This is a genomic window from Paraburkholderia phenazinium, assembly GCF_900100735.1.
Classification (GTDB): Bacteria; Pseudomonadota; Gammaproteobacteria; order Burkholderiales; family Burkholderiaceae; genus Paraburkholderia; species Paraburkholderia phenazinia.
Window position 1 is genome coordinate 640,607 of record NZ_FNCJ01000003.1, and the last position, 25,945, is coordinate 666,551.

Below are 25,945 nucleotides of genomic sequence, written 5' to 3' on the forward strand. Positions count from 1 at the left end.
TTATTGCGGCGGCAAATACTTCAGTGGGTCGACAGGTTTACCCTGCCGGCGAACTTCGAAATGCAACATCACACGGTCCGAATCGCTATTGCCCATTTCGGCGATCTTCTGCCCCTTGGTCACCGCGTCTCCCTCTTTTACCATCAAAGCGCGGTTATGTGCATACGCCGTCAGATAAGTTGCATCATGCTTGATGATAATGAGATTGCCGTAACCGCGCAGCCCATTTCCAGCATAAACGACGCGACCATCGGCAGCCGCTTTCACCGGATCGCCGGCAGCCCCGCCGATATTGACGCCCTTGTTGCTCGAATCGTCGAACGTGCCGAGGATCGGACCACGCACCGGCCATGCGAACGCGAGGTTGCTGGCGGGTGCCGCGCTCGTGTCGCTGGCGCCGGTTTGCGGCGGGATCGTGGTGGCGCTCGAACCCGCGCCGTAGACCGGCGGCACCGAGGCCACACCAGCCGCACCGCCCGGGGCCGGAGCCGGCGAGCCGCCGAGCGGCGCCGTTTGCACAGCACCGCCGACAACTGGCGCAGTGGCCACGCCCGGCGTCAGCGCCGCGACGTTGGCGCCCGGCGGCGCCACGCGCAGCAACTGATCGACTTCGATCTGGTTCGGGTTGGTCAGGTTGTTCCACGTCGCGATGTCGCGATAGTTCTGGCCGTTCTCCAGCGCGATGCGGTACAGCGTATCGCCCGGTTTCACCCGGTAATAGCCCGGAGGCGGCGGGCCGAGCGGCACGGGTGCCGCCGGCTGCGCGGCCTGGGTGCCGAGATCGCCGGATTTATCGACGACCGGCGCGTTATCGAGCCGTGTCGCACAGGCCGTCAACAGGGAGAGCGCGACCACGCACACGCTACGCTGGGCTACGGTCAGGTGGACATTCAGGCTGGTTTTTTGCATCGCGCGCAACTTACTCATGGTCATCGGTTTCAGATCACTCCGGATTTTAAGGGTACAAAGAAAACGCGATCAAGCCGCGACTCGCGCCACTGCGCCGGTCCGGTGCGCTCGACGAGCGTGAGTACCTGCTGCGTCTGGCCGTCCTGCGTGCCGACCGGCGCGACGAGGCGCCCGCCGATGGCAAGCTGCTCGAGCAAGGCCTGCGGCACATCGAGTCCGGCCGCGGCGATCACGATCGCGTCGAACGGCGCCGCCGCCGGCAAACCGATGCGGCCATCACCGTAGTGCAGCCGGATGTTCGGAATGCGCAGCGGACGCAAGTTTGTCTTGGCGCGCTCGTAAAGCGGTTTGATGCGTTCAATCGAATAAACATCGCGTGCGACCTGGCTCAGCACCGCCGCCTGATACCCGCAGCCGGTGCCGATCTCCAGCACGTTCGTCAGCGTGCGGCCGGCTGCGGCAAGCTCGATCATCCGGGCCACCACCGAAGGCTTGGAGATGGTCTGGTGATGACCGATCGGCAAGGCCGCGTCCTCATAGGCCTGGGTGGCGAGTCCCGGATCCACGAACATATGGCGCGGCACCACCGACATCGCATGCACCACGCGCTGATCGGTAATGCCGTTTGCCCGCAGGCGTTCGACCATGCGTTCGCGAACCCGTTCCGAAGTCAGCGCAAGCGCGCCGTTCAACGGCACATTGGGCGCGGCGCTGCGTTCGGCAGGCCTCGCGCTCGGACGCGTCGCAAGAGGCTTGGGTGCGGGGCGGTTGCCGGGCGATGCGGCGGCCAAGGTCGGGCCCGCTTTGTTGACGGCAGATGCCGGCGTCTTTGCCCGCGCCCCGCTTGCACGCGACTCGGTGGCGGCGGCGAGATTCGCCGCGCGCACCTCGCCGGGACGCCCTTCGGGCCGGCGTGGCTCGCGCACCAGATCCTCGAGACCAAGCGGAAAGCGCTTTGCGCGCTCGTTGGTCATGAAGCGCCGCTCCCGGCGCGTAGCCAATCGCGCGCCGCGGGCAACATGTCGGTATGGGTCAGATCGAGTTGCAGCGGCGTGATCGACACGTGGCCGTTGGCGACAGCATGGAAGTCTGTGCCCTCGCTCGCATCGCGCGCAGCGCCGGACGGGCCGATCCAGTAGATCGGCTCGCCGCGCGGGTTGGTCTGGCGGATCACCGGCTGCGACGGATGCCGCTTGCCGAGACGGGTAATGCGCCAGTCGCCGATCTGCTCGTAGGGCAGATTGGGAATATTGACGTTCAGCAACGGGGTCCCGGGCAGCGGATGCTCGAGATAATGGCCGACGATTTCCGCGGCGACACGCGTCGCGGCATCGAGATGCCCCCAGTCCTTGTCGACCAGCGAAAACGCAATCGCGGGCACACCGAACATGATGCCTTCGGTGGCCGCGGCGACCGTGCCTGAGTAAAGCGTGTCCTCACCCATGTTCTGGCCGTTGTTGATGCCGGAGACGACCAGATCGGGCGTGTGGTCCAGCATGCCGGTCAGGGCGATGTGTACGGAATCGGTTGGCGTGCCATTCACGTAATAGAACCCCGTCGACGAGCGCAGCACCGATAACGGCCGCGAGAGCGTCAATGAGTTCGAGGCGCCGCTGCAGTTCTGCTCGGGCGCCATCACCGTGACATCGGCAAATGCCTTGAGCGCTTCATAAAGCGCAGCGAGGCCTGGCGCCAGATAACCGTCGTCGTTGCTGAGTAGGATTCGCATCCGGCGATTGTAACCGAGGAAAGAAGACGCGCGAACGACAGCCAGGGCATCGCGAATCAGCCGTGTGCTACGCGACAAAAACGCACGGTCGTTCGGCTTGATTTACACTTCAGAATAGCTTGCCGAACCCCGACCAAAATGGAGACAAAATGCGCGCGATTCGCTGCAACCAGTACGGCCCGCCGGAGAGCCTCGCGCTCGTCGATTTACCCGACCTCACGCCGCAGGCTGGCGAAGTCGTCATCGACGTCAAGGCGGCCAGCGTCAATTTTCCCGACGTGTTGATCATCGAGAATAAATACCAGTTCAAGCCGCCGCTGCCGTTTACGCCGGGCTCGGAAGTGGCTGGCGTGGTGCGCGCGGTCGGCGCCGGAGTGACGCAGTTTCAGCCGGGTGCGCGGGTCGTGGCGTTCACCGGTCAGGGCGGGTTCGCCGAGCAGGCTATCGCGCCCGCGGTTGCCTGTGTGCCGCTCGCCGAGGGTTTCGACTTTTCGGTCGCGGCGGCCTTCACGCTCGCATATGGGACATCGCACCACGCGGTGGTCGATCGCGGCGCGCTAAAAGCGGGCGAGACCATGCTGGTGCTGGGTGCGGCCGGCGGCGTTGGACTCGCGGCAGTGGAAATCGGTAAAGCGCTTGGGGCGCGCGTCATCGCCGCGGCCTCTTCCGCAGAAAAACTCGCCATCTGCGTGAAGCACGGCGCCGACGCGACCATCAACTACAGCACCGAAGACCTGCGCGAACGCATCAAGGCGTTGACCGACGGCAAGGGTCCGGACGTGATCTATGACCCGGTCGGTGGGATCTACGCCGAGCCGGCGTTCCGCAGTATTGGCTGGCGCGGCCGTTATCTCGTGGTGGGCTTTGCGAACGGCGAGATTCCCAAATTGCCGCTCAATCTGACGCTGCTCAAAGGCGCGAGTCTCGTCGGCGTGTTCTGGGGCGATTTCGCCAAGCGCGAGCCGCAACACAATGCGGCGGCGTTCAAGCAAATGACCGGATGGATTAGCGAAGGCAAGCTGCGGCCGTACGTCTCGGCGCAGTATCCGCTCGAGGAAACCGGGCGAGCGCTGCGGGAGATGGCCGAGCGCCGCGTGGTCGGCAAGGTGGTGATTACGCCGTAGGGTGGTGTGTGGTGGCCTGTGACCTGAGGCCTCGGTGCCTCGATGGCGCAGTGGCTCGATGGCGCGGTGGCTCCGTGGCTCTGGGCTCCGTGGCTCTGGGCTTGAGAGACCGCTGGCTCGTTGGCTTTTGCGCGCGGAAACGGAAAACGGCGTGCGCTCGTTTGAGCGCACGCCGTTCTTGTTCGCTCGCGCTCTCAGACAATCTGCTGCGCGTGCAAGCTGGCAATCTGCTCGTCGTCATAGCCGAGCGAGCGCAAGACCTCATCTGTGTGCTCGCCTAACTCCGGGCCCAGCCAGCGCGTTTCGCCGGGCGTCTCGGAAAGCTTCGGCGTAACCGACGGCAAGGTAATTTCCTTGCCGTCCTGCCATTTGAAGCGCTGGATCATCTGTCGCGCCATGAACTGCGGATCGGTGAACATATCCGCCACGCTATAGATACGGCCCACCGGCACATCAGCGGCATTCAGGACGTCGAGCGCCTCGTCGATCGTGCGGGTGGCCAGCCACGTAGCAATCGCAGCGTCGATTTCCAGGGTGCGCGGCACCCGGCCGTCGTTATGCGCAAGCGAGGGATCGTTGGCGAGATCTTCGCGTTCGATGGCGAGCATCAGACGCTTGAAAATCGGATCGCTATTGCCGCCGATCACGATGCTGCCGTCGCGGCACGGATACGTGTTGGACGGCACGATGCCCGGCAGCGACGCGCCGGTGCGCTCGCGCACCATGCCGTAGACGCCGTACTCGGGCACCACGCTCTCCATCATGTTGAAGACGGCTTCGTAAAGAGCGACATCGACCACCTGCCCTTTGCCGCCGTTCACCTGCCGGTGATGCAGCGCCATCAGCGCGCCGATCACACCATGCAGCGCGGCAATCGAATCGCCGATCGAAATGCCGATGCGCGGCGGCGGCAAATCCGGGTAGCCAGTGATGTGGCGCAGCCCGCCCATCGATTCGGCAATCGCGCCGAAGCCCGGGCGGTCGCGATACGGTCCGGTCTGCCCATAGCCGGACAGGCGCACCATCACAAGGCCGGGGTTTTCGGCCGACAGCACGTCGTAGCCAAGGCCGAGCTTCTCGAGCAACCCGGGGCGGAAATTCTCGACCACGATGTCGGCTTCTTTCGCCAGCCGCCGCACGATCTCCTTGCCCTCTTCGGCTTTCAGGTTGATCGTCACGGAGCGCTTGTTGCGGGCCTGCACGGCCCACCAGAGCGAGGTGCCGCCGACTTCCGGATACAGCTTGCGCCACTTGCGCAGCGGATCGCCGCCCTTCGGGTCCTCGATCTTGATCACGTCGGCGCCGAACTCGCCGAGAAAGCGCGCCGCGAACGGGCCGGCGATCAGCGTGCCGAGTTCGAGCACCTTCACGCCCGCGAGCGGGCCGGTAGGACGTGTCGCGTCAGGGGGTGCGCTCATGGTCTGTCCTCATTCTGTGCGAAGCGCGTGCTTGCGGATCGTGCCGGGTTCACGGCTTGAACGGGTGGCGCAGATGCTGCGTGCAGCGCGGGTTGCGGTGCCTGCCCGCTGCGTCGCGCTCCGCGCTACAGCGAGCGCCGGTCGAGCATGGCGCGGGCAATCGTGCCGGCGTCCACATACTCGAGTTCGCCGCCTACCGGCACGCCGCGTGCGAGGCGCGTCACGGCTAGCCCGCGAGCCTTGAGCGTCTGCCCGAGGTAGTGCGCCGTCGCTTCGCCTTCGTTGGTGAAATTGGTCGCGAGCACGACTTCCGTGACGATGCCATCGGAGGCGCGCTTCACGAGCCGGTCGAAATGGATCTCCTTCGGACCGATGCCGTCGAGCGGGCTCAGCCGCCCCATCAGCACGAAATACAGACCGCGATACGTCATGGTCTGTTCGAGCATGATCTGGTCCGCAGGCGTCTCGACGACGCACAGCAGCGTCGGATCGCGTTCCTCGTCGCTGCAGACCTCGCAAATCTGCGCCTCGGTGAAGGTATTGCACTTCTCGCAATGTTGCAGATGCTCGGTCGCGAACAGCAGCGAATGGCCGAGCTTTTCCGCGCCCTCGCGGTCATGCTGCATCAGATGATAGGCCATGCGCTGCGCGGATTTCGGCCCGACACCGGGCAGCGCGCGCAGCGCTTCGACGAGCGCCGACAAGGCGGAGGGTTGTTTCATGCGGAATCGGCGGCGTCGAAGTGGGTGTGACCTGGGTGTGACTCTGCGCTTAGAACGGCAGCTTGAAGCCCGGCGGCAGCGGCATGCCTGCGGTCATGCCACCCATCTTTTCCTGGGCGGTGGCTTCGGCTTTACGCACAGCGTCGTTGAATGCAGCGGCGACGAGGTCTTCCAGCATGTCCTTGTCGTCGGCGAGCAGGCTCGGGTCGATCGAGACGCGGCGCACGTCGTTCTTGCACGTCATCGTCACCTTGACGAGACCCGCACCCGACTGCCCTTCCACCTCGATCTGCGCGAGCTGGTCCTGCATCTTCTTCATGTTTTCCTGCATCTGCTGAGCCTGCTTCATCAGCCCGGCGAGTTGGCCTTTCATCATGGACGTGCTCCTTCTTGATAGCGTGAAATTTGACGGTGTGGCGCTATGATGCGCCGCAAATCAATGGGTTGTTGACGAGGGGCCGCCGGCAGCGTCGGGCGCGATCGGCCGGATCGAGCCGGGCACGATGCTCGCGCCGAACTCGCGGATCAGCGATTGGACGAACGGGTCGGCGCCAATCTCGCGCTCGGCGTCCTTCTGGCGCTGCGCGCGGGCGGCGGCATCGAACGTCGCGGCGGTGCGGCGCGCCGGCCCGACTTCGACCAGCACGTCGACTTCCTTGCCGAGCCGCTCGGCGAGCGCCACCTTGAGCTTGGCGACCTGCGAGGCTTCGGCGTACTGCGGGACCGGCACGTTCAGTTTGAGCGTGCCGCCTTCCAGCGCCATCAGTTCGCTGTTGAAGGCGAGCTGATAGGAAATACCTTTGAGCGCGAGGCCCACGGCGAGTGCCGGCCAGTCGCCGTCGAAGCCGATGGCGTCGAGCGGAATCGCAGGCGGCAGAGGGCGCGTGTCGACGGGCGCCGGCGCGGGCGTGGCGGCCGGCAGACGCACGTCGTCGGGGCCGACGTCGAAGACCGGCATGTAGCCGTCGTCAGGCGGGCCGAAGTAATCGTCCTCGGCCGACAGCGGCACGTAGTCGTCGGGCGGCATGTCGTCCCACGGCGCCACGGGCGGCAAGCTCTCCCCGGTCTGTCCACCATACGCGCCTTGCGCTCCGTTACGCGCAGCCGGCGCGGCCGGACCACGCGCGGGCGCGGCTTCCTGGGCGCGGCGTGGCGCACCGGGGGTCGGCACCGGCACGTTCACGCGCGGGGCGGCGGGCTTCGGCGCGGCGGCTGGCGCGGGTTTGGCCGCAGCGGCGGGCGCGGCGGACGGCGCACGGCCGCGATCGGAAGACACTTTCAGGCCCGCGCTGCGCAACACGTCGAGCGCGGCACTAGCGCCGCCAGCGCGGCGCGGCGCGGCTTCGGCGATGGGAGCGGCCTGGGCGGCGGACACGTTCTCGCGGGCGGCAGGCGTGACTGGCTCGGTCGGCGCGGCCGGGCGGGATACGGCCGCAACTGGCGCCTCAGCAACCGGGGCCGTCGGCACGTCCACATCAGGCGTTACCGACGCACTTGCAACCGGGCTGGCGGCCGGCGTTGCGGCGGCAGTCGCGAGCCCCGAATCTGCAGTTGCCGCTACGGCCGCGCTCGCGGCTACGTTGGCGGCAGCAGGGGCAGCGGAAGCCTCAAGGGCTGCCGCAGAAGCAGAGGCTGGGTCAGCCGGCGTATCGGCAGTAGCGAATTCCGTCGCGTCGCTTACCGCGCCTTGCTGCGTCGAGATAGCAGGCTCGCGGCTCGGCGCAGCTTGCACCGATGCGCTAGCAGCCACCGCAGGGCTTTCAGCTTGATCGTTGGAGGCACCCGGGATATCCCAAGGCGCCGAAACCTCGGCGGCACCCGCCTGCGTGTGCGGATGAGCGGCAATTTGATCCACAGCCTGCCCGGTTTCCTGAGCAGGTTCGGCAGCCGCTTCAGCGCGCGCCGTCGCAGGCGTTTCGACACTAACCTGCCCGGCGTGGGCGGACTGCGTCGGCGCGCCCTTCGCATTGACGCTCGAGGCGGCGGCGGCAGGCGCGGTTGGGGCCACCTCGAATGCCGCATTGCCCGCACCAGCAGCCTGCGCTTGCATAGGCGCCAGCGCTCGCGCTGCAGCCACAGCCGGCGCGCCGCTACGCTTCACACCACCCGCCCCCGGCGCACCCGCCGGACGTGCCGCGCCCGTTGCACCGCCGCCACCGCCGGTCGGCGCCGGCTCAAACGCCAGCATGCGCAACAGCGTCATCGTGAAGCCGGCGTATTCGTCCGGCGCGAGGCCAAGCTCGCTACGGCCAATCGTCGCAATCTGATAGAACAACTGCACCTGCTCGGCGCTCAGCGCCTCGGCGAAGCGCCGCAGATCGGTCGCCTCCGGCCACTCGTCCAGCACCGACGACGGCGCAAACTGCGCCCACGCGATCCGATGCAGCAAGCTCGCCAGATCCTGCAGCGCGGTCGAGAACGACAGGCTGCGCAGCGACATCTCGTCGGCGACCGCCAGCACCGCCGGACCGTCGCCGTCGGCAAGCGCGTCGAGCAGACGGATCAGATAACTCTGGTCGAGCGCACCGAGCATGCCGCGCACCGCTTCTTCGGTCACCTGGTTAGCCGAATAGGCAATCGCCTGATCAGTGAGCGACAACGCATCGCGCATCGAGCCGTCGGCCGAGCGTGCGAGCAAGCGCAAGGCCTGAGCCTCGAACGGAACGTGCTCTTCGCCGAGAATGTGCTCCAGATGCGACACGATGTGCCCAGCCGGCATCTGCTTCAGGTTGAACTGCAGACAGCGCGACAACACGGTGACCGGGATCTTCTGCGGATCGGTGGTGGCGAGGATGAACTTGACGTGCTGCGGCGGCTCTTCCAGCGTCTTCAACATGGCGTTGAACGCGTGGTTCGTGAGCATGTGCACTTCGTCGATCATATAGACCTTGAAGCGCGCATCGACCGGCGCATAAACCGCACGCTCCAGCAGTGCGGCCATTTCGTCGACACCGCGATTACTCGCCGCGTCCATCTCCACATAGTCGACAAAGCGCCCTTCGTCGATCTCGCGGCACGCGCGGCACACGCCGCACGGCGTCGAGGTCACGCCGGTTTCGCAATTGAGCGCTTTGGCAAAGATGCGCGAGAGCGTCGTCTTGCCGACGCCGCGGGTTCCGGTGAACAGATAGGCGTGATGCAGGCGCCCGCCGTCGAGCGCGTGCGTGAGCGCGCGCACCACGTGCTCCTGTCCGACGAGCGAAGCGAAATCCTTCGGCCGCCATTTGCGTGCGAGAACTTGATAGGTCATCAGGAAATTGTATCAGTAACGATAGCGCGCCAAGACGAATCGACCGCGCATAAACACACGCCGCCGCCTCATTGAAAACAGCTAGCGAAACGCCAGGAACAACCAGTGGGATGTGACACAGGATAAAGCGTGAAGTGCAGAAACGCGAAGCAGAGGCCGGAGCAATGCGACAAAGCGCATAAGACTGCGGAGTGGCAACAGCGGGTAACCGAAGCCGACTGCAAAAACGCTTGGGGAGAACAACAGAAAAAAGGAAGGTGACGAGCCCGACCCTCGGCACTGGTGGAAAACGGCTGTGGCTGCTTCGTTCCCGACCTGACCAGGTTGACCGCCCCTCCATGCGAGGAGGCCCGTCACGAAAGATTCTACCATCGGTCGGCACGCCGCGCGACTGTTAATGTGAACAAAGTTAGACTGAGGCCCACTTGTGTTCTCTCTCGCCACCACCAGATACGGTATGCAATCGAAGTGGGCACCCTACCGGCAGGCCTTGTCCCTACTGCCTGTATGAGTACTATCACCACGGGCAACACATAGCAATTTAGGCTAAACTGCCGTACGAATGTCCCGCAAAGCCGAGCATTCTGCGCATTCCGGAGCGCTTCGAGAGGATCGCCCGCGAGTGTTTGAGCGCGGCTCCCTTTGCGGCAACGCGAACGGAAGTTTTCTTAGTTTGATGTATCGTGGCAAGCAATCCAGGCGGCCTCGATCCGAGAGAGGTATTCATAAATGAGCGAACAAATCAAGCATATCAGCGACGCATCGTTCGAACAGGACGTCGTTAAATCCGACAAACCGGTGCTGCTCGACTTCTGGGCAGAATGGTGCGGTCCGTGCAAAATGATTGCGCCGATCCTCGACGAAGTCGCGAAGGACTACGCTGACCGCCTGCAGATCGCCAAGATCAACGTGGACGAACATCAGTCGACGCCGGTCAAGTTCGGCGTGCGTGGCATCCCCACGCTGATCCTGTTCAAGAACGGCGCAGTCGCGGCGCAGAAGGTCGGCGCCCTGTCGAAATCGCAACTCACCGCGTTCCTCGACGGCAACCTGTAATTTGCTTTAAACCAAAGCACCAGTTTGCGTGTTGTCGCCTGACAACACGCAAACTGAGAAGATGCTCATACGCCGCGCTGGCAGAAATCGGCCTGTGCTATGCTAGAATCCGCAAAACGTCGAAAAGACGCTTAAGTCCCTGAGCGGTTCCGCTCACTCTCCTCCCAGATTTCATTTCAGGTCGCACCTTCTCCTGCGGGTTCTCCGTATGCATTTATCCGAGCTTAAGACTCTGCACGTGTCCGAATTGATCGAGATGGCCAATGGCCTCGAGATCGAAAGTGCGAACCGCCTGCGCAAGCAGGAACTGATGTTCGCCATTCTTAAAAAGCGCGCCAAAACTGGCGAAACGATCTTCGGCGACGGCACGCTCGAGGTGCTGCCTGACGGCTTCGGCTTCCTGCGTTCGCCGGAAACCTCGTATCTGGCGAGCACGGACGACATCTATATCAGCCCGTCGCAAATCCGCCGCTTCAATCTGCATACCGGCGACACGATCGAAGGTGAAGTGCGCACGCCGAAAGACGGCGAGCGTTATTTCGCGCTGGTCAAGGTAGACAAGGTCAACGGCCAGCCGCCGGAAGCCTCGAAGCACAAGATCATGTTCGAAAACTTGACGCCGCTGCACCCGAACAAGGTGCTGCTGCTCGAGCGTGAGATGCGCGGCGAAGAAAACGTGACCGGCCGGATCATCGACATGATCGCGCCGATCGGCAAGGGCCAGCGCGGCCTGCTGGTCGCCTCGCCGAAGTCCGGCAAGACCGTGATGCTTCAGCACATCGCCCACGCGATCAAGCAGAACCATCCGGACGTGATCCTGTTCGTGTTGCTGATCGACGAACGCCCGGAAGAAGTGACGGAAATGCAGCGGTCGGTGGCCGGCGAAGTGATCGCCTCCACGTTCGACGAACCGGCTGCGCGTCACGTCCAGGTCGCCGAAATGGTGATCGAAAAGGCCAAGCGCCTCGTCGAAATGAAGAACGACGTGGTGATTCTGCTGGACTCGATCACGCGTCTCGCACGTGCGTACAACACCGTGGTGCCGGCTTCCGGCAAGGTGCTCACGGGTGGCGTCGACGCCAACGCGCTGCAGCGTCCGAAGCGCTTCTTCGGCGCGGCACGTAACATCGAAGAAGGCGGCTCGCTCACCATCATCGGTACGGCGCTGATCGAAACCGGCAGCCGCATGGACGACGTGATCTACGAAGAGTTCAAGGGCACCGGCAACATGGAAGTGCACCTGGAACGCCGCCTGGCTGAAAAGCGCGTCTACCCGTCGATCAACCTGAACAAGTCCGGCACGCGTCGCGAAGAACTGCTCATCAAGCCCGAGATCCTGCAAAAGATCTGGGTGCTGCGCAAGTTCATCCACGACATGGACGAAGTCGAGGCGATGGAATTCCTGCTCGACAAGATCCGCCAGACCAAGAGCAATTCCGAGTTCTTCGACATGATGCGTCGCGGCGGCGGCAGCTGATACTGCCCAACACCCGCTCTGCGCATTACCGGCACACGGCACGCTGCACGCGTTGCTCGAGCCGCAAAACCGCCCGCCTCCCGCGCGGGCGGTTTTTTTTCGCCCCTTGAAAACGTGGTGCCAGCGCAGCGGAACAGGCGCGCAGACCGATTGGGCGAATCACCGCGACAGGGCAGGCCCCGATCAACATGTACGTGAACGTACACGTTATACTATAATGGCTGCCACCTTTCCCAGCCTCACGCCATCATGTCGCAAGAGCCGCCTGTCCTGCTGACCGTGCGCGACGCCGCCGAGCGGCTCAACGTCACCCCGCGCACGCTGAAGTACTACGAGGAACGCGGCCTCGTAACGCCTACGCGCAGCGAGGGGCGTTACCGCCTCTACGACGAAAACGACCTCGAACGTTTCGGCCGCATTTTGCGGCTGCGCTCACTTGGCTTTTCGCTGCACGGCATCATGGAGATGCTCAAGCGCCCGCTCGAACCTGGCGAAGGCGGCCGCAACCGCTATTCCACCGAGTCGCTGCAGGAGATTCGCAACGCGCTCACGCAACAGGCTAGTGCGCTCGACGCACGCATCGAAGCCATGCGCCGTGAGTTGAAGGAAGCGCAAACCCTCAAGAGCGAACTCAGCCACGACCTCGACTATGTGGAGCGGCGCCTCGCTGGCGAAAACGCCGATACGCTACTCAAACAACGCCGCGAAGCCCACGCCAAGCGTGCATTGAAGAAGTCCAAAACGCGGGACGAACCGGCATGAGCGCCGCCGCGCCGCGCGCGCCGCTCTTTAGCGTGGAGAAGTTGCGCGGCGACTTCTTCCCCTGGGTGCTGGCGGTCGTCACCGGTCTCGACTATTTCGACAACGCGATCTTCTCGTTCTTCACCAGCTACATAGCCGGCGGCGTCAATGCCTCGCCCGATGAACTGGTGTGGTCCTCGAGCGCCTATGCCGTGGCCGCCGTGCTCGGCATCCTGCAACAGCAATGGTGGGTGGAGCGCCTCGGCTACCGGCGCTACGTGGCGGGCTGCATGCTGCTGTATTCGGCCGGCGCAGTCGCGGCGGCGCTATGCGAAACCTCGTTCGAACTGGCCTTTGCGCGCGGCTTCCAGGGCTACTTCATCGGTCCGATGATGGGCACCTGCCGCATCCTGATCCAGATGAGCTTCACGGCGCAGCAACGCCCCGCCGCCACTCGCGCCTTCCTGATCCTGATCGTGCTTAGCAGCGCACTGGCGCCGCTAGTCGGTGGGCAACTCGTCGCGCATTTCGACTGGCGCGCGCTGTTCGCCTGCACAGCCCCCGTGGGCGTGCTATTCGCCGTGCTGGCGCTGCTCGCGCTGCCCAATTCAGGCGACCGCCAGCCCGAAGAACGCGGCTCGGCGCACTTCTGGCCATACCTGATTTTCGCCTTCGCCCAAGGCGCGCTGCAGATCGTCATGCAGCAACTGCGCTTCCAGTTGTTCACCAGTTCGCCCGGTCTGATCCTGCTGACCATCCTCGGGGTCGGCGCGCTTGGCTGGTTTGCGTATCACCAATGGCATCATCCGAACCCACTCGTGCGTCTGCACGCACTGCGCGAGAAGACCTTCCAGGTCGGCATCGTGCTCTACATGTTCTATTATTATCAGTCGACCGCCTTCAGCTATCTGATCTCGCGCTTCCTCGAAAGCGGCCTCGGCTATCCAGTGGAAAACACCGGGCGCCTCGTCGGCGTGACCTCGCTGATTTCCGCCAGCGCCCTGTTCGTCTACCTGCGCTACTCCAAGCTGTTGCCGCGCAAGAAGTGGATCATCGTGCCGGGCTTTGCCCTCGCCGCCTTCGCCGCGGCATGGATGACGCGCATGGAACCCGGCGTTGGCGAAGAGGCGCTGCTCGTGCCGTTGCTGCTGCGCGGCCTGCTATTGCTGTTTATCGTGCTGCCGGTTGCCAATCTGACGTTTAGAATCTTTGCTATCGAGGAATTCACGCACGGCTACCGGCTCAAGAACATCGTGCGGCAATTGACGATCTCGTTTGCCACCGCGTCCATGATCATCATCGAGCAGCACCGTGAGGCGCTGCATCAGGCGCGCCTCGCCGAGTTCGTGAATCCGTTCAATCCGGTGTTCCAGAACACGCTTGCCACGCTGACCAACGGCTTTGCGGCGAGCGGCCGCTCGCTCGCCGAAGCGCATGCGCTGGCGCTCGGTCAGATCGCCCGGATGGTCGCGCAGCAGGCGAGTTTCCTGACTTCGCTCGATGGTTTCTATTACCTGATTGGCGTAGCAGTCTGCGGCGGGATTTTCGCCGCGTGGCAAACACAGATCGACTGAGCGATGCTATCCAAACTCACTAACTGGCTTGGCTCGCGCCGCCGCGAGCGCGCGCTGCGCAACCATCCGATTGATGAACCGCTGTGGCAGGCAACGCTGGCCGGCCTGCCGTTCCTGGCTTACCTGGAAGCCGCGGACCTTGCGCGGCTGCGCCAACTGACCAGCCTCTTTATCGCCCAAAAAGAATTCTCCACGGCGCACGAACTCGAGCTGACCGACGCGATGACGGTCGCGATTGCCACCCAGGCATGCCTGCCGGTGCTCAACCTGGACCTGGACCTGTATCGCGGCTGGGTGGGCGTGATCGTCTATCCGGGCGAATTCGTGATCCGCAAAACGGTCGAGGACGAAGACGGCGTGGTCCACGAAGTCGAGCACGACGCCAGCGGCGAAGCCTGGGAAGGCGGCCCGGTAGTGCTGTCGTGGGAAGACGCGCAGATGACGGACCCGGAGGACGAGAAGGACGCCTACAACGTGGTAATCCACGAGTTCGCCCACAAGATCGACATGGTGAGCGGCGAAGCCGATGGTCACCCACCGCTGTTTCGCCGCTGGCATGCGCCGCTCGACCCCGCCGCCTGGGCCGATGTGTTCGACCAAGCCTACGATCACTTCTGCAAGAGAATCGACGCCGTGCCCGAGCGCCGCTGGGCGCGCTTCGAGCGGGAATCGCTGATAGACCCGTACGCCGCGGACCATCCATCGGAATTTTTTGCCGTTTGCAGCGAGGCGCTGTTCGTCCAGCCGCACGCCTTCGAGGCCGAGTATCCGGAACTGTACCGCCTGCTGGCCCGCTACTACCGGCAGGATCCGGCGCGGGTGGGCGCGCTGCAGGGGCAAACCGGCTAGTCGCTGCTGGCCGGGCTGAGCGGCCGGGAGACCAAGGGGTCAGCGTCACCCCAGAATGGGAAAAAACTCCTCCGAAAGTCGTCAACCGCCTGATTTTCTGGCATAATCGCCGTTTTTCGACCTTAGGCAAGTGGCTCGCGCCAAAATGCTTTCGCAAATCAGGTGATCTTGCGGCTGCACGCGGGTTGGCTACCGCCAGACTAAAGGAATTACCATGAAAGAAGGCATTCACCCGAATTACCGCGAAGTCCTGTTCGTCGACATGTCGATCGACTTCAAGTTTGTGACCCGCTCGACCATCCAGACGCGCGAAACCGGCGAGTTCAACGGCAAAGAATACCCGCTCGCGAAGATCGAAGTGTCGTCGGAATCGCATCCGTTCTACACCGGTCAGCAAAAGATCATGGACACGGCAGGCCGCGTCGAGAAGTTCAACAAGAAGTTCGGCACGCGCGCTACCGGCAAGGCAGCCAAGTAATACCCGCCTCGTCACCGGCTGCACGCCGGACGGAAGCACAGAAGGGCAGCGTAAGCTGCCCTTTTTTGTCGCCTGCCTTTGTCGCTGGACATTGCGCAACATGTCCGCCCCGCTGGGCCCTTACCCGAACCCTTTGCGCATGGTTACCGAACTTCGCGCAACGTTGCGCTCTATTACCGGCGCGTGACGCGCGCTGCGCGCCACGTCTACAATGCCGGATGCCGCGAATCGGCCATGCTGCCGGGCACCCTGCCCGGCGCCGGCCGAAGCGCCTATCCGAGATCAACAAATCCGCATGAGATCAGTCGTTCGCCTCACTGCATCCGCCACGAGCGCCCTGCCGCGCTGGCTGTTGCTGACCATCTGTATTGTCTACGCAGCGTTCGGCCTGTTCGGCCGCGATCCGTGGAAGAACGAGGATGCGGCCGGCTTCGGCGTCATGTGGACGATGGCCAGCGGCAACGCCCACGACTGGCTCCTGCCGAATCTGGTCGGCAAATACCTCACTGACAACGGCCCGCTTGGCTACTGGCTCGGCGCCCTTTCGATTCGCGCGCTGGCGCCCTGGGTCGATGCGAGCGACGCCTCGCGCGTCTTCACGGGTCTGATGTTTTGCGGCGCGTGCGCGTTCGTCTGGTACGCCGCCTACCTGCTTGGCCGCCGCCCCGAGGTCCAGCCGTTCAAATACGCCTTCGGCGGCGAGCCGGAACCGCGCGACTACGGCCGCACCCTTGCCGACGGCGCGCTGCTGATTCTGCTCGCCTGCTTCGGCCTTGCCGAGCGCGGTCACGAAACCACCCCGCAACTCGCGCAGTTCGCCTGCATCGCGATGCTTGTCTACGGGCTGGTGCGGATGATCGACAAGCCGGTGCAAGGTGCGCTGGTGTGGGGCCTCGCGCTCGGACTGGTGGCGCTGGCCAGCAACCCGGTGCTGGTGGGCGCCTTGCTGGTCGGCACATTCGTGATGGCGATCGTGGTGCCCGAGGCGCGTACGCGCTGGCTGCTGCTCGCCGGCCTGCCGGTCGCCCTGGTGCTGTCGATGTCGTGGCCGGTGGCGGCCCTCTCCGCCTATCCCGAGGATGCCGTCTGGTATCTCAATCAATGGGTAAGCAGCAGTCTCAACGCGTTTGCCGGCCCGCCCGGCTCGGTGGCGCGCTATGCGCTGAAAAACCTGCCGCTCTTCACCTGGCCCGCCTGGCCGCTGGCGATCTGGGCTTGGGTTAGCTGGTCCGGCCTGCGGCGCGCGCCGCACGTGGCGATTCCGCTCTCGGTGATCGCGCCGCTCCTGATCCTCGTCGTGCTGCAGAGCCATCAGACCAACCTGCTGTTCATGCTGTTGCTGCCGGCCCTTGCGGTACTGGCGGCGTTCGCGCTGCCTACGCTCAATCGCGGCACCATCAACGCCATCGACTGGTTCGCGCTCCTCAGCTTTACGATCCTTGGCAGCACCGTGTGGCTGTTCTGGATCGCCGGCCTCACCGGCTTCCCGGCGCCGCTCGCCCGCAACATGGCCCGTTACGCGCCGGGCTTCGTGCCGCAGTTCAAGCTGCTCTCGTTCATCTGCGCGGTCGCGGTGACGGTGTGCTGGTTCGTGCTGGTGCGCTGGCGCCTCGCGCGCCACCCGAAAGTGCTATGGCGCAGCGTGGTGCTGTCCTCCGCCGGCACGACGCTGATGTGGGTGCTGGTGATGACGCTGTGGCTGCCCATCGTCAACTACAGCCGGACCTATAAGGACGTGGCCGAGCAGATCGCGAGCCACCTGCCGGACGACTATAGCTGCATCTCGCCGGTGCGCCTCGGCAATGCGCAGATCGCGACGTTTGCCTACTTCGGCCACATGCATTTTTCGTTCGATCAAGACTGCGATGTGATCCTGCGCCAGGACACGCAAGACTACGGCGAACCCAGCTCGATGTCGAACTTCGTCTGGAAGCTGGTGTGGGAAGGCCGCCGTGTGGCCGACCGTGACGAACGCTTCCGCCTCTATGTGCGCATCGACCGGCCGAAGCCGCCTGCCAAACATCGCGCCTGGCGCCCCCGACAAGCCGCTCCGGCCAACCAGGGCTGACGATGTTCGCCGATGTGCGCAAAATCGCCGGGCTCGCGTGGCCCGTGCTGATCGGCCAGTTGGCGATCATCGCTTTCGGCGTCATCGACACCGCGATGGTCGGCCGCTACTCGGCGGTCGATCTGGCCGCGCTCGGCCTTGGCTCGTCGATCTACATCTCGGTCTTTATCGGCCTGACGGGTATCCTCACCGCACTGCAGCCGATTGCCGCGCAGCTCTACGGCGCGCGCCGCTACACCGAGATCGGCGAGCAGGTGCGCCAGTCGCTATGGCTCGCGCTCGCGCTGATGACGCTTGGCTTCCTGGTCCTGTATTTTCCCGGCCCGCTGCTGCATCTGGCCCGCGTGCCGGCCGCGCTCTATGAACGCACGGTCGCGTATCTACAGATCCTCGCGTTCGGCTTGCCGGCGAGTCTCGCGTTTCGCGTCTACGGCTCGACTGCCAACGCGATCGGCAAGCCACGGCTCGTGATGATCCTGCAGATCGGCGCCCTGCTGCTGAAGATGCCGCTCAACACCTGGTTCATCTTCGGCGGCCTCGGCGTGCCGGCGCTCGGCGGCCCGGGTTGCGCGCTCGCCAGCATCATCATCAACTGGGTGCTGGCGGTAGTCGGCATGCTGTTGCTCAAGCGTCTGGACGTGTTCCAACCGTTCGAGATCTTCAAGCATTTCTGCTGGCCGGTGTGGCGGCTCCAGATCGCGCAGTTGAAACTCGGCATTCCGATGGGACTGTCGTACCTGATCGAAGTCACCTCCTACACCTTCATGGCGCTGTTTATCGCGCGCTTCGGCACCACGACGCTCGCGGGACATCAGATCGCGGGCAACGTGGGCGCCGTGCTGTATATGACGCCGCTGTCGATCGGCATCGCCACGTCCACTCTCGTGGCGCAGGCGCTCGGCGCGCATCGGCATGAAGCGGCACGCACCCTGGCGCGGCACGGCGTTCTGATGGCGGTGATGATCGCCTGTAGCTATGGGGTCATTGTGCTGGCGCTGCGCCCGTTCATCATCGCGGGCTACACGCCGAACGCCCAGGTCGTGGCTGCGGCCATGCCGCTCGTGTTGATCGTGGTGTTCTACCACGTGTTCGACTCGATACAGGTGACGACGGCTTTCGTGCTGCGCGCCTACAAGGTGGCGGTCGTGCCCACTGTGATCTATGCGGTCGCGCTATGGGGCGTGGGCCTTGGCGGCGGGTACCTGCTCGGCTTCGATATCGGCGGCTCGATCCCTGTCTGGTTGACCGGCGCACGCGGCTTCTGGGTCGCCAATATGGCGAGTCTCGCGATTGCCGGTTGCGGCTTGTCGCTCTACTTGCACAAGGTCAGCCGGCGCTATCTGCAGCCTGATCTGCAAGCGCAGGCAGATAGGGTGGCGTAGGGTTGGCGCAGGATCACCCCGCTATCAAGTTGCTTCGCTCAACGCCTCGCCGCAGCGCTCTTGCGCATCGTGCCGCTCGAACACCTCGCGCGCCGCAAACAGCGCATTCAGCGCCGCCGGAAACCCGGCGTAAAGCGCCATCTGCATAAACACTTCGACGATCTCGTCACGCGTACAGCCGACGTTGAGCGCCGCTTCGATATGCACTTTCAGTTGCGGCTGCGCACAGCCGAGGGTCGCCAGCGACGCAATCGTCGCAATCTCGCGCGCACGCAGATCCAGTTGCGGCCGGCTGTAGATATCGCCGAAACCGAACTCGATGAGGAGCCGCCCGAAATCCGGCGCGATCGGTGCGAGCGCGGCGATCACCATTTCGCCGGCAGCGCCGTCGATCTCCTTCAGCTTGTTCCAGCCCCGGGTGTAGCGGTCGTTTTGTGCGTATTCCATGGTGAGTCCCTATCTGGTTGAGTGTTGTCGGTCTGTCGTGTCACCGTGCGCTCAGCCGCCTCGTAGTACGCGATCTTGTCGACGATCGCGCCCAGGTTGGTCTGCAACTCCGCGATATGCGCGAGCACCGTATCGCGATGCGTCTCCAGCATTGCGCGCCGCGCGCCGATCGTCGCCTCGCCCTGGGCCCGCAACGCGGCGAACGCCTGCATTCCGGCGATCGGCATGCCGGTCGCCTTCAGGCGCATCACGAACTGCAGCCAGTCGAGGTCCGTGGGCGAATAGAGACGGTGACCTGCCTCGGTACGTCCGACGGCCCGGATCAGGCCCGCCTGCTCGTAATAGCGCAGCGTGTGGGTGGAGACGCCGGTGGTCGCGGCGACCTGGCCAATGGTGAGTGCTTGTGACATGACGGAACTCAGGTTAGGACTTCGAGTGCACTCTAAGTCAAGCGGCTTGTGATGTCATTCGTGATTCTCTACCGGGATGTCTGGAGGCCACACAAGGTTGGGGATACTGAGAATCGTCCGGTAGAATCGCCAGCAATCTGAAAGCAACAGGAGCGCAGTCGATGCGAAGCGGCACCCTCAAGCGGAAGTGGATGTGGGCAACGGTAGCGGCGCTCGGCTTGCTGGCCGCGTCTTCGTGGCGAGCTGATGCAGCACGCATCACCAGCGTCTCGCCGCAAGGCAAGGTCGCGCAGGTCCGGCAGGTGGTCGTCAAGTTCGACGAAGCAATGATCGCGTTCGGCTCGGCCGCGGCCCCCGCTCCCGCTCAGGTGCATTGCAACGACGCGGCTGCCAGCAGTGGCCAGGCTCATTGGGTCGACGACAAGACCTGGGCGTGGGATTTCGCTGCCGACCTGCCGCCCGGCCTCTCCTGCACAGTCGATCTCAACGACGGGCTGAAGTCGTTTGCCGGCCACGCCATCACGGGCCCGCACCGCTACGCGTTTCAAACGGGTGGTCCGTTCGTGCAGGAGATCCATCCGGACGACGGCGAGATCGAGGAAAATCAAGCGTTCGTGCTGCAGTTGAACGGACCGGCCACGGACGCATCGGTGCACGATCATGTGTGGTGCGAATCGAGCGGTCTCGGTAATCGCATCCCCGTCAAGAAACTCGACGACACTGCACGTGCGGCGCTGCTCAAGCACTTCCGCCTTAAGAAGGACGCCGCTCGCGTCCTGACACTGCAGTGTCAGCAGACGCTGCCCTCCGCCACCAAGATGCAACTGGTCTACGGCGTGGGCGTGGCGAGCCCGAGCGGCCTTGCAAATGACGTTGAGCGCCGCTTCGACTACACCGTGCGCGAACCGTTCGCGGCCAGCTTCTCTTGTGAGCGCGACAACGCCAAGGCGCCGTGCACGCCGCTGCGTCCGGTACAGGTACGCTTCAACGCGCCCATTAGCCGCGCCGACGCCGAAAAGCTCACGCTCAAGGGACCTGGCGGCACGATTTCACCGACCTTCAAGCCCGACGACAAGGATCCCGAAACATCGACGGTTGAGTTCGCCGCACCGCTGCCCGAGCATGCCGAACTCACCATCGACGTCCCCGGCAACCTGAAAGACGTCAGCGGTCGCGCGCTCACCAATGCCGACCTGTTCCCGCTCAAAACCACCACGGCGCCGATGCCGCCGCTCGCCAAGTTCTCATCGGGGACCTTCGGCATTGTCGAGCGTTTCGCGGAACCGGACATGCCCGCGCTCGTGCCGGTGACCTTGCGCAACGTCGAAGCCGACCTGCATGTGGCGGGCCTCAACGCAGGCAACGCGCAGTTCACCAAGCTGCGCGTCGATGCGGACACCGATATCCGCAAGTGGATGCGTCTGGTCGATCGCTTCGACGGCTATTCGATGAACCGCTCGCAGATCGACTCGGAGATGCCCGGACTGCTGCAACGCTCGAAGCATCCGGTGTATGTGCAGCGCTCGCCCGACGAAGCGGCCGACGACCAGAACAAGAAAGACCCCGAAATCGATATCCGCTCGCTGTCGCTGCTCGCCGGACAACGCGGCGTCGAAACCCTCGCATTGCCGAAGGAAGACCCGAAGGCCCTGCGTCCGTTCGAAGTGGTCGGCGTGCCGGTGACCAAGCCCGGCTTCTACGTGATCGAACTGGCCTCCCCCGCGCTCGGCGCCTCGTTGCTCGGCAAGCCAGCGCCTATGTACGTGCGCACCGCGGTGCTCGTCACCAATCTGGGCGTGCACTTCAAGCAGGGACGCGAAAACAGCGTGGTATGGGTGACCTCGCTCGACAAGGGCCAGCCGGTGCCGAACGCCGCCATCCAGGTGAGCGACTGCAACGGCGCCCTGCTCGCTACCGGCAAGACCGACGTGCACGGCGTACTGAACATCGACAAGGCGCTCGCGCCGGTGAAGGAATGCGGCGACGCGAGCTTCGAAGGCTACTTCGTCTCGGCGCGCGTCGACGACCCGAAGACCGGCGCGGACATGGCGTTCGTGCGCTCGGACTGGAATCGCGGCATCGAGTCGTGGCGCTTCAATGTGCCCACCGACACCAGCATCGAGCAGACGGTTCGCGCCCATACTATCTTCGACCGCACGCTGTTGCGCGCCGGCGAGACTGTGTCGATGAAGCACGTCATCCGCGTCGAGACGCTGCATGGTTTCGCCTATCCGCAGAAGTATCCGCCCCGGGTAACGATTCGCCATCTCGGCAGCGGCCAGACCTATCATCTGCCGCTCAAATGGGCGGCCGACCATAGCGCCGATTCGACCTTCACGATTCCCGTGGCGGCGAAACTGGGCGAATACAGCGTCACGCTCGACGATGGCGATCCGAACGCGACGGCGTCCGACGACGCTGCGAGCGGCAACAACGATGGCAACAGCGACGCTGGCGACGACAGCGACAACAGCGGCTCATCCAGCGCCTCGCCGCATATGAGCTACGACTCCGGCAGCTTCCGTGTCGAGGAATTCCGCTTGCCGGTTTTCAAGGGCACGATTGCCGTGCGCGACGAAAAGGCCCATCCGCTGGTCGCCGCGAAACAGGCGCCGCTCTCCCTGCAGATCGACTATGTGTCGGGTGGCGCGGCGGCGAATCTGCCGGTGCAGGTGTCGGCCTTGCTCAAGAGCACGACGCCCGGCTTCACCGACAATTTCCCCGACTTCAGCTTCACGCCCTACACGCCGCAAACCGGCGACGACACCTCGGCCTCGGACGACGAAGACAGCGACTCGCAACAACCCGCCGACGACGGCGCCAAGCTGATCGCCGACAAGGAAGCGCTCACGCTCGATCGCAACGGTTCCGGCGGCCTCACGCTGAAGAACCTGCCGCACGTCGACGCCCCCAAACGCCTCGCGCTGGAGGCGACCTTCGCCGATCCGAACGGCGAGGTGCAAACCATCTCCGGCGGCGCGACGCTGTGGCCTGCCGCCGTGGTGGCGGGCATCAAGTCGGGGCAATGGGTCTCGGTGGGCAACACAGTGCCGGTCAAGGCGCTTGCGGTCGACCTGCAAGGCAGGCCGCGCGCCGGCGTGGCGCTCGACGTGCATGGCTACGCGCGCATCACGACGACCGCGAGAAAGCGCATGGTCGGCGGCTTCTACGCCTACGACAACCATACCGAGACCAAGGATCTCGGGTCGCTGTGCAGCGGCAAGAGCGACGACCACGGCCTGCTCGCCTGTGACGCCAAGCTGCGCGACGCGGGCAACATCGACCTTGTCGTCACGGCCAAGGACGGCGACGGCAATGTGTCGACGGCAAGCAGTTCGGTTTGGGTCACGCGGGAAGACGAGTTGTGGTTCGGCGGCGAGAACACCGACCGCATCGACGTGCTGCCGGAAAAACCATCGTATGAACCCGGCGAGACGGCGCGCTTCCAGGTACGCATGCCGTTCCGCTTCGCCACCGCGCTGGTCGCGGTCGAACGCGAAGGCATTCTTGAAACGCACGTCGTGCAACTGGATGGCAAGGATCCGACCGTCGAGCTGAAGGTCAACGAGGCCTGGGGACCGAACGTGTATGTCTCGGTGCTGGCCTTGCGCGGCCGGATTCACGAAGTGCCGTGGTACTCGTTCTTCACGTGGGGCTGGAAAGCGCCGCTCGAATGGGCGCGCGCGTTTTGGTACGAGGGCCGTCAATACGAAGCACCGACGCCGCTCGTCGATCTGTCGAAGCCGGCCTTCCGCTACGGCATGGCCGAAATCAAGGTCGGCACGGCCGCGCACAAGCTGACGCTCAGCGTCACGCCGGATGCGAAGTCCTACACGGTGCGCGGCAAGGCGCACGTCAAGGTGCACGTGCAGATGCCGGGCGGCAAGCCCGCGCCGGCCGGTACGCAAATCGCCGTGGCGGCCGTCGACGAAGCCCTGCTCGAGCTGATGCCCAACGATAGCTGGGACCTGCTCGACGCGATGCTGGAGCGGCGCGCCTATGGCGTCGAAACCTCGACCGCACAGATGGAGATCATCGGCCGCCGCCACTTCGGGCGCAAAGCCGTGCCGGCCGGCGGTGGCGGTGGCCACAGCGCGACGCGCGAACTGTTCGACACGCTGCTGCTGTGGAACCCGCGCGTGACGCTCGATGCGAACGGCGACGCCACTCTGGACGTCCCGCTCAACGACGCGCTGACGAGCTTCCGGATCGTCGCGATCGCGGCGGTCGGCCCGGGCATGTTCGGCACCGGTAGCACCTCGATTCGCAGCACTCAGGATCTGCAACTGATCTCGGGCCTGCCGCCGCTGGTGCGCGAAGGCGACGTGTTCCGCGCGCAGTTCACGCTGCGCAACACGACCGCCCGCGCAATGAAAGTGGTCGTCACGCCGAACGTGCCGGGCTTGACGCTCGCCACGCAAACGGTGGATCTCGCCGCGGACTCGGCACGCGAAATCGCCTGGACCGTGACGCCGCCCGACGGCCTTGCGGATACGCCCGCCGGCGCCCTCACGTGGACCGTGACAGCAGCCGAGCAAGGCGGCCCGCATGCGAGCGATGCGCTGAAAATCGCTCAGCACGTCACCGCCGCCGTACCGGTTACCGTCCAGCAAGCGACGCTCGCACAAGTCGACGGCACGCTGTCGCTGCCGGTGGCCGCACCGCGTGACGCCAGTACGACCCAGGCCGGGGCGATCCGCGGCGGTATCGCGGTGTCGCTGCAGTCGAAGCTGTCCGACGGGCTGCCCGGCGTGCGCCGCTGGTTCGAACGCTATCCGTACAACTGCCTCGAACAGCAAACCTCGCGGGCCATCGGCCTGCGTGATCCGGCGCAGTGGCAAGCGGTGGTGGCGCGCATGCCGGTGTATCTGGACCGCGACGGCCTCGCCAACTACTTCCCGCCGAGCGACGACAGCGCCAACCACGGCAGCACGACACTAAGCGCCTATCTGCTCGCCGTCACCGACGAAACGGCCAAGCTCGATCCGCGCTTCGCGCTGCCCGACGATGTGCGTGGCAAACTCGAAGCGGGCCTCATGAGTTTTGTGCAAGGCAAGATCCAGCGCGATGCCTGGGCGCCGCGCAAGGACCTCGACCTGCGCAAGCTCGAAGCGCTCGAAGCCTTGTCGCGCTACGGGATGGCGCAGCCGAACATGCTCGAATCGATCGAGATCGCGCCGAACCAGTGGCCGACTTCGGCGCTGCTCGACTACTACGCGATCCTGTCGCGCGTGCAGGGCATTCCCCAGCGCGAGGACAAGCGCGCCCAGCTCGAACAGATCCTGCGCGCACGGCTCACCTATCAGGGCACCCGCCTCACCTTCTCGACCGAGGCCGACGACGATCTCTGGTGGCTCATGACCAGCACCGAAGACAACGCGGCCCGCACCGCGCTGACTTTCGTCGACGCGCCCGCGTGGAAGGACGAAATGCCGCGCCTCGTCGCCGGCCTGCTGGCGCTGCAACGCAATGGCGCGTGGCAGACCACCACTGCCAACGTGTGGGGCTCGCTTGCAGTGCAGCGCTTCTCGCAGGTCTTCGAGAGCACGCCCGTCACCGGGCAGACGAGGTTGCAACTCGGCACGCTCGACAAGACGATCTCGTGGAGCCAGAGCGCGGCGCCAGCAGCGAATGTAGATACATCCGCCGCCTCCGCCACCCCGGTCACGCAAACCAGGGACAGCCATAGCCAGCTTCTGCCGTGGCCAGCCGCGAACCAGGCCACCGCATCGCCGTTGACCTTGACTCACGACGGCACAGGCAAGCCATGGGCGACCATCGAAAGCCTCGCCGCCGTGCCGTTGAAAACGCCGTTCGCAGCCGGCTATCGCATCACCAAAACGGTCACGCCGCTCGACCCGGCCGTGAAGGGCGTCTACACGCGCGGCGACGTAGTGCGGGTGCATCTGGACATCGATGCGCAGACCGACATGACCTGGGTGGTCGTCAACGATCCGGTGCCGGCTGGCGCGACGATTCTCGGCTCGGGTCTGGGACGCGACTCGGAGGCGGCAACGCAAGGAGAAAACAGCGGCGCAGACGCCGACCGTGGCGCATGGCCGGCGTTTATCGAACGCGGTTTCGACGGCTACCGGGCGTACTACGACTATCTGCCGAAGGGCAAATTCTCGGTGGAGTACACGGTGCGGCTCAACAACGTCGGCGCCTTCGGCCTGCCGCCGACGCGCGTCGAGGCGCTCTATGCACCGTCGACCTTCGGCGCCTTGCCGAACGCGCCGCTCGTGGTGCAGCCTGCTGCGGGCACCACGCCTGCGGCTGCGAAGTGAGGCGAAGCGTGTCGCTCGTGCTTG

19 protein-coding genes and 1 other RNA gene are annotated in these 25,945 nt (G+C 64.6%); 10 read left to right on the forward strand and 10 right to left on the reverse strand.

All coding sequences use genetic code 11. The annotated features are described in order from the left end of the window. Genes BLQ92_RS09990 through surE form a run of 3 tightly spaced genes read right to left on the reverse strand, consistent with a single transcriptional unit; the run spans position 1 to position 2,638 of the window. Positions 1-927, reverse strand: a complete 927-nt coding sequence (locus BLQ92_RS09990) for a peptidoglycan DD-metalloendopeptidase family protein (RefSeq protein ID WP_090684056.1) — start codon at positions 925-927, stop codon at positions 1-3. Positions 928-938: 11 nt separating this feature from the next. After that, complete coding sequence (locus BLQ92_RS09995) at positions 939-1,883, reverse strand: protein-L-isoaspartate(D-aspartate) O-methyltransferase (RefSeq protein ID WP_090683874.1); 945 nt, start codon at positions 1,881-1,883, stop codon at positions 939-941. Next, a complete protein-coding gene (surE, locus tag BLQ92_RS10000; RefSeq protein ID WP_090683875.1) occupies positions 1,880-2,638 on the reverse strand; it encodes a 5'/3'-nucleotidase SurE in 759 nt (252 codons plus the stop codon). Before surE ends, BLQ92_RS09995 begins: the two co-directional genes overlap by 4 nt. Before the next feature lie 149 nt (positions 2,639-2,787). On the opposite strand from surE, the gene BLQ92_RS10005 reads away from it, so the two are divergent. Then, complete coding sequence (locus BLQ92_RS10005; RefSeq protein ID WP_090683877.1) at positions 2,788-3,762, forward strand: NADPH:quinone oxidoreductase family protein; 975 nt, start codon at positions 2,788-2,790, stop codon at positions 3,760-3,762. A 194-nt stretch (positions 3,763-3,956) separates the two neighbouring features. Here BLQ92_RS10005 and BLQ92_RS10010 read toward each other — a convergent pair whose 3' ends face one another. The 5 genes from BLQ92_RS10010 to ffs form a co-directional block, all read right to left on the reverse strand. Continuing rightward, positions 3,957-5,180 (reverse strand): CaiB/BaiF CoA transferase family protein, encoded by a 1,224-nt coding sequence (locus BLQ92_RS10010; RefSeq protein WP_090683879.1) that lies wholly within the window; start codon positions 5,178-5,180, stop codon positions 3,957-3,959. A 125-nt stretch (positions 5,181-5,305) separates the two neighbouring features. Further along, entirely contained in the window at positions 5,306-5,902 is a 597-nt protein-coding gene (gene recR, locus BLQ92_RS10015; protein WP_090683881.1) for a recombination mediator RecR, read from the reverse strand. Between the two features lie 49 nt (positions 5,903-5,951). Continuing rightward, a complete protein-coding gene (locus BLQ92_RS10020; RefSeq protein WP_090683883.1) occupies positions 5,952-6,278 on the reverse strand; it encodes a YbaB/EbfC family nucleoid-associated protein in 327 nt (108 codons plus the stop codon). A gap of 60 nt (positions 6,279-6,338) precedes the next feature. After that, positions 6,339-9,152: a DNA polymerase III subunit gamma/tau gene (gene dnaX, locus BLQ92_RS10025; protein ID WP_090683885.1), complete on the reverse strand. Its 2,814-nt coding sequence runs from the start codon at positions 9,150-9,152 to the stop codon at positions 6,339-6,341. A 256-nt stretch (positions 9,153-9,408) separates the two neighbouring features. Then, positions 9,409-9,507, reverse strand: an RNA gene (ffs, locus tag BLQ92_RS10030) — signal recognition particle sRNA small type. A 374-nt stretch (positions 9,508-9,881) separates the two neighbouring features. Here ffs and trxA point away from each other — a divergent pair. The 8 genes from trxA to BLQ92_RS10070 all read left to right on the forward strand — a co-directional run bounded on the left by trxA (position 9,882) and on the right by BLQ92_RS10070 (position 18,777). Next, entirely contained in the window at positions 9,882-10,208 is a 327-nt protein-coding gene (gene trxA, locus BLQ92_RS10035) for a thioredoxin TrxA (RefSeq protein ID WP_006048864.1), read from the forward strand. 208 nt (positions 10,209-10,416) lie between these two features. Then, positions 10,417-11,685 (forward strand): transcription termination factor Rho, encoded by a 1,269-nt coding sequence (gene rho / locus BLQ92_RS10040; RefSeq protein ID WP_074298516.1) that lies wholly within the window; start codon positions 10,417-10,419, stop codon positions 11,683-11,685. A 249-nt stretch (positions 11,686-11,934) separates the two neighbouring features. Continuing rightward, entirely contained in the window at positions 11,935-12,447 is a 513-nt protein-coding gene (locus BLQ92_RS10045) for a MerR family transcriptional regulator (protein WP_090683887.1), read from the forward strand. Further along, a complete protein-coding gene (locus BLQ92_RS10050; RefSeq protein ID WP_090683889.1) occupies positions 12,444-14,000 on the forward strand; it encodes an MFS transporter in 1,557 nt (518 codons plus the stop codon). Before BLQ92_RS10045 ends, BLQ92_RS10050 begins: the two co-directional genes overlap by 4 nt. Positions 14,001-14,003: 3 nt before the next feature. After that, a complete protein-coding gene (locus tag BLQ92_RS10055; protein WP_090683891.1) occupies positions 14,004-14,849 on the forward strand; it encodes a M90 family metallopeptidase in 846 nt (281 codons plus the stop codon). Positions 14,850-15,063: 214 nt separating this feature from the next. Next, a complete protein-coding gene (locus BLQ92_RS10060) occupies positions 15,064-15,327 on the forward strand; it encodes a type B 50S ribosomal protein L31 (protein WP_090683893.1) in 264 nt (87 codons plus the stop codon). 295 nt (positions 15,328-15,622) lie between these two features. Continuing rightward, positions 15,623-17,395: an ArnT family glycosyltransferase gene (locus tag BLQ92_RS10065; RefSeq protein ID WP_090683895.1), complete on the forward strand. Its 1,773-nt coding sequence runs from the start codon at positions 15,623-15,625 to the stop codon at positions 17,393-17,395. 2 nt (positions 17,396-17,397) lie between these two features. Then, on the forward strand, positions 17,398-18,777 hold the full coding sequence (locus BLQ92_RS10070) for an MATE family efflux transporter (protein ID WP_090683897.1): 1,380 nt from the start codon (positions 17,398-17,400) through the stop codon (positions 18,775-18,777). Between the two features lie 24 nt (positions 18,778-18,801). Here the strand turns inward: BLQ92_RS10070 and BLQ92_RS10075 are convergent, their stop codons facing one another. Both BLQ92_RS10075 and BLQ92_RS10080 read right to left on the reverse strand, forming a co-directional pair. Further along, a complete protein-coding gene (locus tag BLQ92_RS10075) occupies positions 18,802-19,224 on the reverse strand; it encodes a carboxymuconolactone decarboxylase family protein (RefSeq protein ID WP_090683899.1) in 423 nt (140 codons plus the stop codon). Then, entirely contained in the window at positions 19,176-19,634 is a 459-nt protein-coding gene (locus BLQ92_RS10080) for a MerR family transcriptional regulator (RefSeq protein WP_090683901.1), read from the reverse strand. The genes BLQ92_RS10075 and BLQ92_RS10080 overlap by 49 nt, the downstream gene beginning before the upstream one ends. 161 nt (positions 19,635-19,795) lie before the next feature. Here BLQ92_RS10080 and BLQ92_RS10085 point away from each other — a divergent pair, with 161 nt between their 5' ends. Continuing rightward, positions 19,796-25,921, forward strand: a complete 6,126-nt coding sequence (locus tag BLQ92_RS10085; protein WP_090683904.1) for an alpha-2-macroglobulin family protein — start codon at positions 19,796-19,798, stop codon at positions 25,919-25,921. Positions 25,922-25,945 lie beyond the last annotated feature (24 nt).